The sequence below is a fragment of the Hydrogenophilus thiooxidans genome (assembly GCF_019049855.1).
GTDB lineage: Bacteria > Pseudomonadota > Gammaproteobacteria > Burkholderiales > Rhodocyclaceae > Hydrogenophilus > Hydrogenophilus thiooxidans.
The window spans coordinates 1-13,589 of sequence record NZ_JAHLSY010000008.1 but is presented as its reverse complement, the minus strand read 5'-3'; the positions used below and the strand labels follow the sequence as shown (position 1 = coordinate 13,589).

Sequence of the window (13,589 nt, the reverse complement as noted above, 5' to 3'; positions counted from 1 at the left end):
GCTAAACGCCATCTTCTCACACCAGCTCCTATCGGCCAACGAGTTGGCGCCAGTGAGGCGGGATTGCGTGAAGACGTTTTACCACGTCACGGCCGGCCGTAATCCCGCTACAGCCAGATCAGCCCAAACCGCGTCGCTCTTGAGGTAAGCATACTCCCAGGCGCGCGCCGCTACCAGCTGCTCGACCCGAGCAAGCGCCGCGTCCGGAATCCCTGGGTGGAGAAAAAGGAGCGGCCGCGGCCCCGCGTGGCGCAAAAACGCCTGAAATTTGGCACGAAACGGCGGCGCCGCAGCGAAATCGTGCGCACCAGCAAAACCCTCGTTGCGGGCAATGCCGTGGTGATCGAGAAGCGCCCGCCACCGCCGCCCCAAGCGCGACAAAAACGCCGCTTTGCCCACGCCCACGCCGCGCGCGCGGATCGCAGCAATCGGCTCCACCGTGTCGCGCGCCCAAAAGCTCGTGGGGGGATAGCGCTCGAGCAGGAGCTCGAGCAACACCTCCCGCACCCCCGGCAACAGATGGACATGCTGATGGCCGTCGACAAACGCGGGCGCAGCACCCCACTGATCTTCGAACGCATCGAGTTGCGCCGCGAGTTCGTCGCGGACCGCGGTAAGCGGCAGCGTGCGGGTCCAGGCGCGGGCCAGAAGCGTCTTGAGGGGCGGCAGCCGCCCCAAACGGGCCAACCTCCCGTGCGCAAATGCCGGCTGCTGTTCGGTAAGTGTCACGTGCCAACCCACCGCGGCTCGTCCCGCTGCAACGCTGCGCAGCGCCGCAGCGCCTGTCGACCAAAACGGTTGCCCCGACATCACGCTCGTTGCGGTAATCGCTCCTTGCGCAATCAGTTCTATAATCGCGTCATTCACGCCCGGAGACAAACCGAAATCGTCGGCACAGAGCACAATCGGACGGCCTTCGGAGCGCGTTTCCCCGTTGCGAACTTTTTCCTTTTTTTGGGTCATAGTCTGGACAACACCCCAGTGATCGGTTGCTGAGTCTACCGCAAGATGCCAGCCCTTCTTTCTGCCGTCGTCCCCGTCTTTAATGAAGCCGAAGGCCTAGCGCCGCTCTATGAACGGTTGAGCGCCGCGCTCGATGCCGCAACCGCCCTGCTTACGCACGAAGTGCCACAGGGATTCGAATCGGATCGCTGGGAAATCCTTTTGGTCGATGATGGGAGTCGCGACGCCAGCTGGCAGGAGATCGCCGCGCTTGCTTCAGGCGATCGGCGCGTCAAAGGGATCCGTTTTGCGCGCAATTTCGGCAAAGAGGCGGCGATGGCCGCCGGACTGCATGCCGCACGCGGTCAGGCAGTCGTGATCCTCGACGCCGACCTGCAACACCCCCCAGAACTGATTCCGCAGATGGTCGCGCTCTGGCAACAAGGGGCGCAGATCGTCACTGCGGTACGCACCGACCGGGAGACCGACCCGCTGTGGCGCCGTGCGCTCACACGGCTCTTCTACCGGCTCTACCAAGCGATCTCCGAGGTCGCGCTCACCCCCGGCGGCGGCGATTTCCGGCTGCTTGATCGGCGCGTCGTCGCTGCGCTCAACGCGCTTCCGGAGCGCAAACGGTTTCTCAAAGGGTTGGCGAACTGGGTCGGTTTCACCCACCAGACGATCCCGTTTCGCCCTGCAGCGCGCCACGCAGGCCGTTCCGCGTGGTCGCTGCGTAAGCTCTGGCGCTACGCAATCGACGGGCTTGTCTCTTTTACCACGTTGCCGCTCCACATCTGGTCGAGCATCGGCGCGCTCGTTGCGCTCCTCTCGGCAGGCTACGGGGGCTACCTCATCCTCCGCACCCTCGTCTTTGGGCGCGACGTACCCGGTTATGCCTCGATCATGGTAGCGATCTTGTTCCTCTCTGGCGTGCAGTTGATCAGCCTGGGTGTCCTGGGGGAATATTTGGGCCGCGTCTTCGAAGAGGTGAAACGGCGCCCCCTCTACCTGGTGGGGGAAGTTGCCAATCTGCCCGACCCGGGCGTTGCCCCCGGCTTCGGCGTGGCAGCGCCACCAGCACAACCTGAGCGCAAATAATGGACGCGCTCGGTAACGTCTTGCGGCGCGGGGGGGCCTGCCTATTGCTGTGCCAGCGCTTTGCGCCCATTCAGATCGCGCGCTTCGTGCTCTGGGTGGTGGCGTTCGCTTTCATCGCAGAGGGGTACGATCGCCATACCCCCAGCAACGACGAATGGGTACAGCACACCTACGGCGAGCTCCTCTGGGATTTTTGGCTTTCGGGTGCCACTGACAAAACCTTCCTGTCGTTCAGCAACCTCTATCTCTACGGCGGACTCTTCGACCTCATCGCCGCGGCAGGAACACGCGCGTTCGGCTGGGAATGGTGGCCGTGGCGTCATCTCCTCACCGCAACCTTTGGCCTCCTGGCGCTCTGGGGTACGGCGCGGCTCGCGCGGCTCGTCGCCGGCACAACGGGCGAAGGGGTCGCCCTTGCGCTCACCCTGCTGACCGGGCCGTTTTGGGGCGCGATCTTCACCCACACCAAGGATATTCCCTTTGCCGCCGCGATGGTCTGGGCGCTCTACTACACCGTGCGCGTTGCCGAGCAACCCACGCGGTTACGCCGCCGCCATCTCCTCCTTTGGGGGGTGGCAACCGGGATTGCCCTCGGGATTCGCGTCGGCGCCGTGCTCATCCCCTTCTTCCTCGCCGCTGGGTTCGTGATGAACACCCTCTGGCCCCGCCCCGCACCCGACACCCCCCGAGCCTCAGACGTTCTCAGCGGGACCCCGTCGTGGGGCACGAGGCTTCGCTCCCTCGCACGCCGGATCCCTCACTGGCTCTGGTCGCTGCTTCCTGGCTGTGCCGTTGCGCTTGCGATCACCGCGTTTGCCTGGCCGTGGAGCGTGATGGGCTGGGACCACCTCTGGCTGGCGCTCACCAAATTTTCCCATTTCGCGTTCGATATCTACACATGGGAAGATGGAGAGCGCCTGCGCAACAGTCAAGTAAGCCCCTTCTATCTGCTGCACTACTTGCTCGTTCGTCTCCCCGAAGGGGTGTGGCTCGGGCTACTCCTTTGGCTCTTGTTTCGGTTTGGCCGCAGAGAAGGGCTCGGCTTTCCGGCAGAACGGCAAGCACGTCTGCGGCTCGTTGTCTTTGCCGCCGTTTTTGTGCTCACCTTTGTTACCGCTTCCCATCCGCCGCTTTATAACGGCATCCGCCACTTCCTGTTTCTCGTCCCTTGGCTCATCGCCCTTTCGTCCGCCGGGTGGACTGCGCTTGGGGAAGCGCTGGGCAAAGCCCAGGGCGCGCGCCGCACCCTGATGGCTGGCGTTGCGCTCGTCGGGGGCGCGAACCTTCTTTGGGTCGCTTGGGTGAATGCCACCCTTCATCCGTACGAACACGTCTATTACAACACCCTTGCCGGCGACCTCGAAAAGGCCGATATCGCGTGGGAAACCGACTACTGGAGTGACGCCACGCGCGCTTTGCTCCCCGCAATCCGCGCGTGGTTGGCGCAACAACCCCCCGGTACAGTGGCCAACCTCGCCTATTGCGCCGAGGGGTTTCAGATCGAGCCGTGGTTACCGGAGAACGTTGTCGTCGTGAACGATTGGGAGGACGCCGACCTCTATCTCTCCACCACCCACGACAACTGCCACTATGTGCTCGACGGCGAAACGATCGCAACCGTTTCGCGCCGCGGCGTCGCGCTCGCAGTCCTCAAGGACGTGCGCGACAGCCGTCCGCCCGACGCGCAGATTCCCTAACCGCTATGCGCCAAAAACCAAAAGATTGTGAGGGAATCGCCCGCTACCGCGCGGGGTTGCGGCGCATTGCCCACTTTGCCGCCGCAAGCCTCTTTGGTACCGCAGCCCACTATGGGGTATTGATCGCGCTGGTCGAATGGGGGCACCGCTCGCCGACCGAGGGCACCGCATTGGGCTTTCTCGTCGGCGCGCTTGTCAATTACCTGTTGGCGCGGCGCTGGGCCTTTCCCGAAACCCAGAGCCGCCACCGCGAAGCGCTCGCCAAATTTCTGCTGGTTGCCGCAAGCGGGTGGGGCCTCAACACCGGGTTGATCTATCTTGCGACGGCGGTTGCGCACGTTCCCTACCTTGCTGCGCAGGTCGCAGTGACCGTCACCCTCTTCTTCTGGCACTATGGGGCCAACCGCCTCTGGACCTTCCGCCGGTGATGCGCTTTTTTGCCGCCACTGCCCCGCTTGCCGCACGTGACGGGAAGGGAGCGGAACGGTCAATAGCGCCCCATCTGCCGCGCGATCGCCTGAAGCCGCGCAATCCGCTCCTCGGTCGAGGGGTGGGTGGCAAAGAGCCGCATCACGCCACCGCCCCGCAGCGGGTTTGCGATCATCATCTGCGCCGTCTCCGGGTGGCTCTCCGCCGTGGGAAGCGCAATGCCCTGCACGTACGCTTCGATCTTCGCCAGTGCCGACGCCAACGCCAACGGATCGCCACTGATCGTTGCCCCGCCTGCGTCGGCGCCGAATTCGCGGGTGCGCGAAATCGCCATCTGGATGATCATCGCCGCGAGCGGCGCAAGGAGCACCACGAGGAGCGTCAGAATCGGATTGGTCGGTTGGCCGTTTTCGTCACGGCCGCCAAAGAACATCCCGAAGTTCGCGAGCGCCGAAATCGCACCGGCCACGGTGGCGCTCATCGTCGAGATGAGAATATCGCGGTTCTTGATGTGCGCGAGCTCATGCGCGAGCACCCCGCGCAGCTCCCGTTCGTTCAAAAGCTCAAGAATACCGGTCGTGACCGCAACGGCCGCGTGCTCAGGGTTGCGCCCGGTGGCAAACGCGTTGGGCTGCGCTTCCGGGATGATGTAGACCTTCGGCATCGGAATCCCGGCGCGCTGCGCCAATTCCCGCACCATGCGGTAGAGGTAGGGAGAGGTGAGCTCGTCCACCTCTTGCGCGTGGTACATGGATAGGACCATTTTGTCGGAAAACCAGTAGGCCCAGAGGTTGGTGAGCCCGCCGAAAAGAAGCGCGATGAGCATCCCTTGCTGCCCCCCGATCACCGCGCCCACTGCGCCAAAAAGCGCGACGATCGCCGCCATCAACAATCCGGTCTTTAGCCAGTTACCGAACATCGAGATCCTCCTCATTACCCATTCCGAGCTTTTCCCCCACTTCGACCGCCGCGCCGCGCAAAAATTCCGCGGCAGCGAGCCGTTTGCCGCCCGCTCGCTGCAGCTCGGTGAGCCACAGGCTCCCTTCGCCGCACGCGACCCGAACCCCACGCGCCGGATCGACCGCCACCACCGTTCCGGAGGAAACCGCCGGCACGTCAGGCGCCAATACTGCGCGCCACACCTTGAGCGGTTGCCCCCGCCAGCGTGTCTGTGTTCCCGGATAGGGGTCGAACGCGCGGATTTTGCGTTCGAGAAGCGGAGCAGGTTGTTGCCAATCGAGTTGCCGTTCGGCGGGATCGATTTTGTGGGCGTAGGTCACGCCCACCTCGGGCTGCGGCTCTGCCGCCGCCAGACGCTGCGGCAAATCGGGCAAGACGTCGAGGATCGCCTGTGCCGCAAGTACGGCCAGTTTGTCGTGCAACGACCCGCCGGTCTCATCTGGTGCAATCGCCAGTTCGTACCGTGCGATCATCGGGCCGGTATCGAGCCCCTCGTCCATCTGCATCACCGTAATGCCGGTCACGGCGTCGCCTGCTTCGATCGCGCGCTGGATCGGTGCCGCCCCACGCCAACGGGGCAACAACGACGCGTGCAGATTCACCGCGCCATAACGGGGCCAATCGAGCACCGCCCGCGGCAGAATCAAGCCGTACGCGGCCACCACCAAGAGATCGGGGGGCGGTTCGGCAACGAGCGCCCCCCACGCTTCCGGCGTTTTGAGGGTCACCGGCTGCCAGACCGGCACACCCGCTTCTTGCGCGATCCGTTTGACCGGACTTGCCGTAGGCTTCATCCCCCGGCCTGCCGGTCGGTCGGGTTGGGTGAGCACAAGCGGCACCCGATACCCGGCCGCAAGGATCGCAGCCAGCGCGCGCGCCGCGAATTCGGGTGTCCCGGCAAACGCCACCCGCTCGATTCGGACACCAGAATCCAGCGTCATGCCGTGATCCGCGCGCGCTTGGCGAGCTTTGCTTTGATCCGCGACTGTTTGAGCGGAGAGAGGTAATCGACGAACACTTTGCCGTCGAGGTGGTCGATCTCGTGCTGGATGCAGACCGCGAGCAGCCCTTCGGCGTCGAATTCGACCGTCTCGCCGTCGAGCGTGAGCGCCCGCACGGTGACCCGCTCGGCACGCTTCACTTTGTCGTAGATACCCGGGACCGAAAGGCACCCCTCTTCGCTGACCACTTCGCCGTCTTTCGCAACGATCTCCGGGTTGATGAAAGTCTGCAGCTGATCGCGCGTTTCGCTGACATCGACGACGATCACCCGTTTGAGGACATTGACCTGGGTTGCCGCAAGGCCGATGCCGTTCGCTTCGTACATCGTTTCGGCCATATCGGCTGCCAGTTGCCGGATCTCCGGCGTAACATGCTCCACCGCTTCCGCTTTGCGGTGCAAGCGGGGATCGGGGTAATGGAGGATCGGTAGCAGAGCCATCGTTGGGTCTTCCTATTGTCTCAAGAAAAAATTGTTTTAGAATGAGCGCGAAAACACAGGCGCAAAGGACAAGAATGGTTGGCATTATAAAGCGTTACGCGCAGTTGGTCACCGCATTGGCGCTGGTAGCGCCACCCGCGTTCGTGCGCGCGCAGACGGGGGAGGCAGGCGCGCGCCCCGTAGCCGCCCCTACAGCCGCGCCCGCAGTCCAACAGCATCATGAGCGCCCTGCCACACCGCCCCTCACGCTGCGCGCCGACGCGCCGGAGCTCTATACCGTCCAGCGTGGCGACACGCTGTGGGGAATCGCCCGCCGCTACCTCGACGACCCCTGGCAGTGGCCGACGCTCTGGGGCATGAATCGGGAAGCGATCGCCAATCCGCATCGCATCTATCCGGGACAAAAACTGCTCCTTGACCGCAGGCAACAGCGGCTACGCGTCGCACAGCCGCTGCTTTACGAAAAGCGCTTTCCGACGCTTCGTCACACGCCGCTCGAAGCCGCAATCCCAACGCTGCCGCTTGCTGCGGTCAATCCCTTCCTCACCCGTCCTTTAGTCGTAACGCACCGCGAACTCGCAAACGCCGGACGTGTGGTCGGCATTGAAGAAGGACGGACGATCGCGGGGCTTTTCGACCGAGCGTTCGCAGTGGGGATTCCCGAAGGGGTGCGCCGCGTGCAACTCTTCCGCTCTGCAGCACCGATCACCCGGCGCGACGGCAAAACCCTGCTTGGGTATGAAGCGCGCTATCTGGGTGAAGCCGAAGTCGCGTTCAGCGACGATCCCCACCAAGGTGCGATCCTCACGCTCACCAAAACGGTCGCGGAGATTCGCGCCGGGGACCGCGTGCTCGTTCCTGAATCCGAGCCGCTCACCAATTTCGTCCCGCACGCGCCGGACCCCGACTTCGACGCCGAAGTGGTCCGGTTCTGGCAAGAAACGCCCGAAAGCGGCGCGTACGAGGTCATCTTGCTCGATGCCGGTGAGAACGAAGGGCTCGAGCGCGGTCATATCGTCTCGCTCTGGCGTGACCGTGGCGCGATCACCGACCCCGAGACGAAGCAACCGGTGCCGTTACCGCCCAAACGGTACGGTGTTGCGATGGTCTTTCGCACCTTTCCGCACTTAGCCTACGCGCTGGTGCTCGAAACCACCGATTCGGTCCGTTTGGGAGATCGCGCGCGCGCGCCATGACGTCGCTCGAAGAAGCCCGTGCCTGGCTCACCCTCACGCTCAACCCCAACCTCACGGCGGCGAACCTGCGGCTGCTGCTGGCGCGCTACGGGTTACCGGAAGAGGTTCTGGCACAGCCCCGTTCGCGGGTAGCTGCCGAATTGGGCGAAAGGGTTGCGGCAGCGCTTGCAACTCCGCCTGCGGAAGCGCTCCTTGACGCAGCGCTCGCGTGGCTTGCGCAACCGAACCACCATCTGCTCACCCTTGCTTCTCCGGGCTACCCGAAAGCACTCCTGGATCTTGCTGATGCGCCGCTTGTGCTCTACGTCGTCGGCAACCCGGCGTGGCTGAGCGGCGATGCGCTTGCGATCGTCGGCGCCCGTCGAGCCAGCGCCGCGGGGAAAGCCACGGCGCGCGCCTTTGCCGAAGCGCTCGCTCAGGCGGGCGTCACCGTGGTCAGTGGCCTTGCGCAAGGCATCGACGCCGCAGCGCACGAAGGGGCAATCACCCGCACCGTTGCGGTGATCGGCACCGGTGCCGACCGCGTCTACCCCGCCGCGCATCGCCAATTGGCGCAACGCATCGCGCAACACGGCGCGATCGTCAGCGAATTTCCGCTCGGCACCCCGGCGCTGCCCCACCACTTCCCCCGGCGCAACCGGCTGATCGCGGCGCTTTCCCGCGGGACGCTCGTCGTCGAAGCCGCAGTCAATAGCGGCTCGCTCATCACTGCGCGGCTTGCGGCAGAACTGGGGCGCGACGTCTTCGCAATCCCTGGCTCGATCCATAACCCGTTGGCTAAGGGGTGCCACCGCCTGATCCGGGAAGGAGCGAAACTGGTCGAGTCTGTCGAAGATATCCTTGAAGAGTGGCGATGGCAAACGCCGCCGCTACCGTTTGCCCCCCAACCCACTCACGCAGCGGCGGGTAGCGGCGCAGCGGTTGGGGTCGGTACGCCCGATCACTACCCCCAGCAGCCGCCCGAGCCATCGCCTCCTGACGACCCCCTCTGGCAGGCGCTGGGTTTCGACCCGGTGCCGTTCGACGCGCTCGTAGCGCGAACGGGACTTGCCAGCAGCGAAGTAAGCGCCCGGCTCTTGGAATGGGAGCTCGAAGGGCGGGTTGCGAAACTGCCGGGCGACTGCTACCAACGCCTCTCCTAAGGCCCTCCCGAACGACAAGACACGCAACAGGAACCCGGTTCATGAACGACACCACACCTACCAACGGCAAATGGCTCATCATCGCGGAAAAACCCTCGGTGGCTCAGGACATCGCGCGGGCGCTCGGTGGGTTCCAGCGGCAAAAGGACTACTATGAGTCGGCCCACTACGTCCTCTCTTCCGCGGTAGGCCACCTCCTCGAACTCAAAACCCCGGAAGGGGTTGAACCGAAGCGGGGCAAATGGTCGTTCGCCCACCTTCCGGTTCTACCCGACCACTTCGACCTGCAACCGATCAAAAAGAGCGAAGACCGCCTGAAACTCCTCCTGCGCCTTGCGAAGCGCACAGACGTGGTCGGTTTGATCAACGCCTGTGACGCTGGGCGTGAAGGGGAACTGATCTTTCACTACATCGTCACCTACGGCAACGTCAAAAAACCGATAAAACGGCTGTGGCTGCAGTCGATGACACCGCAAGCGATTCGCGCCGCCTTTGCCGAGCTGCGCGACCACGAAGCGCTCACCGGTTTGCGGGAAGCCGCGATTTCGCGCGCCGAGAGCGACTGGTTGATCGGGATCAACGGCACGCGTGCGCTTACGGCGTTCAACTCGAAATCGGGCGGCTTTCAACTGACACCCGTGGGACGGGTACAGACCCCGACGCTTGCGATGGTGGTCGAACGGGAAAAAGCGATCCGCGCATTCACCCCGCGCCCCTATTGGGAAGTCGAAGCCGAATTCGCGATCTCCTCTGGCACCTACCGCGGCCGCTGGTTTTGTGAATCGTTCGAAAAAGGGGACGACCCCGACGCCACCCCCTACCGGCTTTGGCGTGCCGAAGCGGCGCAAGCGATCGTCGATCGCTGTCGCGGCCAAACCGCCACGGTCGAAGAGCGCAGCAAACCGAGCCAGCAGTCGGCGCCGCTCTTGTTCGACCTCACCAGCCTGCAACGCGAAGCGAACAGCCGATTCGGTTTTTCCGCGCGGCAGACGCTGGCGCTGGCGCAAGCGCTCTATGAGCGGCACAAGGTGCTGACCTACCCCCGTACCGACGCCAAAGCGCTCCCCGAAGACATGATCGCGACGGTGCGGGAGACGCTGGCTCAACTCCCGGACAGCTACCAGCCCTTCGCCGACAAGATCCTCGCAAACGGCTGGGTGCGGCCCAACAAACGGATCTTCGACAACAGCAAAGTCTCCGACCACTTCGCGATCATCCCCACGGGCGAGCGTCCCAAGCACCTCAACGACGCCGAAGCGAAACTCTTCGACCTAGTGGTGCGCCGCTTCCTTGCGATCTTCTACCCGCCCGCGGAGTACCGCATCACCACCCGCATCAGCCGCGTCGGTGAAGACGCGTTCAAAACCGAAGGCAAGGTGCTGGTGCATCCCGGCTGGCTCGAAGTCTATGGCAAACAGGGCGAAACGGACGACGAAACCGCAACGGGGACGCTTCCGCCGCTGGCGCCAGGCGAAACCGCGAAGGTTGCAGCGATCGAAGCCAAAGCGCTCACCACCAAACCGCCCGCCCGTTTCACCGAAGCTACCCTTCTTTCCGCGATGGAGAGTGCCGGTAAACTCGTGGAAGACGAAGCGCTGCGCGCCGCGATGGCCGAACGCGGCTTGGGAACGCCCGCGACCCGTGCCCAGATCATCGAAGGGCTGATCGAAGATGCGTACCTCATCCGCGACGGACGCGAGCTCATCCCCACGCCGAAAGCCTTTTCGCTGATGACGCTCCTCAAAGGGCTTGGGATCGAGCTGCTGCGTTCTCCGGAGCTGACCGGAGAGTGGGAGCACCGCCTTGCGCTCATGGAAAAGCGTGAAATCCCGCGCGACGCCTTCATGGCGTCGATCCGCGAAATGGCCGCCGAGATCGTCGAGCGCGCCAAACGGTACGACGCAGAAACGGTTCCGGGTGACTACGCCACCTTGAGCACGCCATGCCCGAAGTGCGGCGGCGTCATCAAAGAGAACTACAAGAAGTTCCAGTGCGAAACGTGCGGCTGGGGTTTCTTCAAGCAGATCGCAGGGCGGGAATTGAGCGCGGACGAAGCCGAAACCCTGATCCGCAACGGACGGGTGGGACCGCTTGAAGGCTTTCGCAGCAAGCAAGGACGGCCATTTGCCGCCGAACTCAAACTCGACGAAAACCACGAACCGAAATTCGCGTTCGCAAACGAAGCAGAACCCCTTGACCCCGAAGCGCAGCGCGAAGCGCTCGCAAACGCCGAAGTAATTGGCCCCTGTCCGAAGTGTGGCAGCGACGTCCTCTTTTGGCAAAACGGCTACCGCTGTCGCAACAGCCTCACGCCGCAGCCCACGTGCGACTTTCGCCTTGCGGCAACCATCCTGCAGCAACCGATCTCCCCGGAAGTCGCCGCCGAACTGCTGCGGGAAAAGACCACCCGCGTACTCGAAGGGTTCGTTTCGGCGCGGACCCGCCGCCGCTTCAAAGCGCAACTGACCCTCGATGCCACGGGTCAGGTGGGATTTCGCTTTCCGGAATCAAACACACCACGCCGCAAGGCCGTAAAAGAGCGCGCCCCAGAGTAGCGCACTCGAAACCCCGAGCCCCACGAGCCAATTCGACCAGCGCTGTCTGCGCCGACGGCGGTGCAGGTAGAGCGAAACCGCCTCCGCGATGAAAAAGAGCGACAACAACACCGCGGTGAGGGTCGCGACGATGAAAAACGCCGCTTTTGGGCCGGTGAGGTATTGGACGCAGCGCCCACTGTTGTGGGTGAGCGCCACCAGTTGATCCCAATCGAAGACAAACACCCAGAGCCCGAACAGAAAGAGACCCAACCCCACCACCGCCAGCGCCACAGTCGCCCCCTGCGGCGTTGCGGTGGCGGCCGCCCAGCCGCGTACCTCGACCCACCAACTGGCAAACGTCCGTGCCAGTGCGGATCCCCACCGGCGTTGCTGTAAACGCCTCATTGCCCTGCCGAACCTACCGCTTACGAATCCACGCAGCCACCGCAGCAAGCGCTACGCAAGCAGACTGCGCAACATCCACGCCGTCTTTTCGTGGATCTGGAGCCGTTGGGTGAGGAGATCCAACGTCGGCTCGTCGTTGGCCCGCTCCACGGTCGGCACGAGCTCACGCACCGTTTTACACACCGCTTCGTGCCCGGCAACCAAAATCCGGATCATCTCCTCCGCTTTCGGCACCCCGCGCACTTCCGAAAGGCGGGTCAATTGCAGGTACTCCGAAAGACTCCCCGGTGCCGGATGGCCGAGTGCGCGGATCCGCTCCGCGATTTCGTCGAGCGCGTTCCACAACTCCGTATATTGCGTCATGAACATCGTATGCAGCGTCTGGAACATCGGACCAGTGACGTTCCAGTGGAAATTGTGCGTCGTCAAATAGAGCACGAAGGTATCGGCCAAGAGTCTGCCAAGTCCTTGCGCGATCGCTTGCCGGTCTTCGTCGGCGATGCCGATGTCGATTTTCGGTTCCATGATGGCTCCTTTCCGGTTTGGTTCACAACCTACACTATAGCAGCACCACCCCCGCAATGCGAGGCAAAAAGACCTATCGCGACGATTGGGATGGGCAAGAAAGAGGACCGGGAGGCCGACTCGTATTTCCTGGAAAGACCTCAAAGCGATGATCTTGGGCCTTGCCGAACAAAGCAGATTGCCATCAAATTGCATGGCTAAGATAGAATCCCAAGAAAGTGCGGATCAAGAGGAGCCCACACCATGACCACCGCCGCTGAAATCTCTTGGGACGACCTCAAGGCGATGATTTTTGCCCACAGCGCACAGTTGCAGGAAACCGGCCGCCTCATTCGCGAACTGCGCGAGTCGGGTAAAGAGACCGACCGCCTCATTCGCGAATTGCGCGAATCGGGCAAAGAGACCGACCGCCTCATTCGCGAACTGCGCGAGTCGGGCAAAGAGACCGACCGCCGCATGCAGGAAACTGACCGCCGGATCCGTGCGCTCGAGCGCCAATTGGGGCGCCTCGGAAACCGCCTGGGGCAGTTCGTGCAGGACATGGTCGAACCTGCGGTGGTGCGCCTTTTTCAAGAGCAGGGCATTCCGGTGCATCGGGTGATGCCGAATGTGCGCGCGCGTGATGACGCCGGGCAAACGGTGATGGAGATCGACCTTTTGGTGATCAACGGTGATCATGCAATCGCAGTGGAATGCAAAAGCCGCCTCACCACTGATGATGTCGACGAACACCTCGAGCGCCTTTCGCGCTTCAAAGCGGCGTTTCCCGAGTATGCCGATAAGCTTTTGCATGGGGCGGTAGCGGCGATGGGCGCACCTGATGAGGTGGTGCGCTATGCCGAGAAGCAAGGGCTTTATGTGCTCGTGCAAGCGGACGACGACGTGGTGGTGAGAAACCAGCCTGGGTTTACGCCAAGGACGTGGTGAATTTCGGCAACTCCTGATCGAGCTGACCTCCGTATCGAGCGACACAATCTGGGAGGGATCAGCTAAAATCGACTTCGAACAGCTCATGGCGCACGGAGCCGCCAATGAAAAAGACCCGCGTCGATGAGATGCTCATCGAAATGATCACCCCGAAGGTGCGGGAGATCGAAGAGAAGTTCTCCCGCGGGGAGGGCTTGACCCAGGAAGACATCAATACGCTCCTTCTCAAAAGCCAGTACAACCACATCAACCACCTCGATCAAAAACTCGATGAGGTGACCGCAAGCGTC

General features: G+C 63.1%; 14 protein-coding genes. 8 read left to right on the top strand and 6 right to left on the bottom strand.

Going from position 1 to position 13,589, the window contains the following annotated elements; all coding sequences use genetic code 11:
- Positions 1 to 78: 78 nt before the first annotated feature.
- Positions 79 to 963 carry a ChbG/HpnK family deacetylase gene (locus tag KUL93_RS05350; protein ID WP_217126052.1) on the bottom strand — a complete coding sequence of 295 codons (885 nt, stop codon included), beginning with the start codon at positions 961 to 963 and terminating at the stop codon, positions 79 to 81.
- A 45-nt stretch (positions 964 to 1,008) separates the two neighbouring features.
- On the opposite strand from KUL93_RS05350, the gene KUL93_RS05345 reads away from it, so the two are divergent.
- From KUL93_RS05345 to KUL93_RS05335, 3 genes are read left to right on the top strand one after another with little or no spacing between them, the layout of a single operon-like run.
- The gene (locus KUL93_RS05345; protein ID WP_217126051.1) at positions 1,009 to 2,040 is read left to right on the top strand and encodes a glycosyltransferase family 2 protein; all 1,032 of its coding nucleotides are present in this window, start codon (positions 1,009 to 1,011) and stop codon (positions 2,038 to 2,040) included.
- Positions 2,040 to 3,737 carry a glycosyltransferase family protein gene (locus KUL93_RS05340; RefSeq protein ID WP_217126050.1) on the top strand — a complete coding sequence of 566 codons (1,698 nt, stop codon included), beginning with the start codon at positions 2,040 to 2,042 and terminating at the stop codon, positions 3,735 to 3,737. Before KUL93_RS05345 ends, KUL93_RS05340 begins: the two co-directional genes overlap by 1 nt.
- A 5-nt stretch (positions 3,738 to 3,742) precedes the next feature.
- Positions 3,743 to 4,165: a GtrA family protein gene (locus KUL93_RS05335; RefSeq protein WP_217126049.1), complete on the top strand. Its 423-nt coding sequence runs from the start codon at positions 3,743 to 3,745 to the stop codon at positions 4,163 to 4,165.
- Between the two features lie 59 nt (positions 4,166 to 4,224).
- On the opposite strand, the gene htpX is transcribed toward KUL93_RS05335, so the two are convergent.
- The 3 genes from htpX to def are packed head-to-tail and all read right to left on the bottom strand — an operon-like array spanning position 4,225 to position 6,567.
- Entirely contained in the window at positions 4,225 to 5,085 is an 861-nt protein-coding gene (gene htpX, locus KUL93_RS05330; protein WP_217126048.1) for a zinc metalloprotease HtpX, read from the bottom strand.
- Positions 5,075 to 6,067, bottom strand: a complete 993-nt coding sequence (gene fmt, locus KUL93_RS05325) for a methionyl-tRNA formyltransferase (protein ID WP_217126047.1) — start codon at positions 6,065 to 6,067, stop codon at positions 5,075 to 5,077. Before fmt ends, htpX begins: the two co-directional genes overlap by 11 nt.
- Complete coding sequence (gene def, locus KUL93_RS05320) at positions 6,064 to 6,567, bottom strand: peptide deformylase (protein WP_119334162.1); 504 nt, start codon at positions 6,565 to 6,567, stop codon at positions 6,064 to 6,066. Before def ends, fmt begins: the two co-directional genes overlap by 4 nt.
- A 74-nt stretch (positions 6,568 to 6,641) precedes the next feature.
- On the opposite strand from def, the gene KUL93_RS05315 reads away from it, so the two are divergent.
- From KUL93_RS05315 to KUL93_RS05305, 3 genes are read left to right on the top strand one after another with little or no spacing between them, the layout of a single operon-like run.
- Entirely contained in the window at positions 6,642 to 7,763 is a 1,122-nt protein-coding gene (locus tag KUL93_RS05315; protein ID WP_217126046.1) for a LysM peptidoglycan-binding domain-containing protein, read from the top strand.
- Positions 7,760 to 8,905, top strand: a complete 1,146-nt coding sequence (dprA, locus tag KUL93_RS05310) for a DNA-processing protein DprA (RefSeq protein ID WP_217126045.1) — start codon at positions 7,760 to 7,762, stop codon at positions 8,903 to 8,905. Before KUL93_RS05315 ends, dprA begins: the two co-directional genes overlap by 4 nt.
- Positions 8,906 to 8,946: 41 nt before the next feature.
- Positions 8,947 to 11,460 carry a DNA topoisomerase III gene (locus KUL93_RS05305; protein WP_217126044.1) on the top strand — a complete coding sequence of 838 codons (2,514 nt, stop codon included), beginning with the start codon at positions 8,947 to 8,949 and terminating at the stop codon, positions 11,458 to 11,460.
- Here KUL93_RS05305 and KUL93_RS05300 read toward each other — a convergent pair.
- A complete protein-coding gene (locus KUL93_RS05300) occupies positions 11,413 to 11,847 on the bottom strand; it encodes a hypothetical protein (protein WP_217126043.1) in 435 nt (144 codons plus the stop codon). The genes KUL93_RS05305 and KUL93_RS05300 overlap by 48 nt on opposite strands.
- A 51-nt stretch (positions 11,848 to 11,898) precedes the next feature.
- Entirely contained in the window at positions 11,899 to 12,372 is a 474-nt protein-coding gene (locus KUL93_RS05295; protein ID WP_217126042.1) for a Dps family protein, read from the bottom strand.
- 243 nt (positions 12,373 to 12,615) lie between these two features.
- Between KUL93_RS05295 and KUL93_RS05290 the strand changes: the two genes are divergently transcribed.
- Both KUL93_RS05290 and KUL93_RS05285 read left to right on the top strand, forming a co-directional pair.
- Entirely contained in the window at positions 12,616 to 13,299 is a 684-nt protein-coding gene (locus KUL93_RS05290) for a hypothetical protein (protein WP_217126041.1), read from the top strand.
- Positions 13,300 to 13,403: 104 nt separating this feature from the next.
- On the top strand, positions 13,404 to 13,589 hold a 186-nt coding region (locus KUL93_RS05285; protein WP_217126040.1), incomplete at its 3' end, for a hypothetical protein.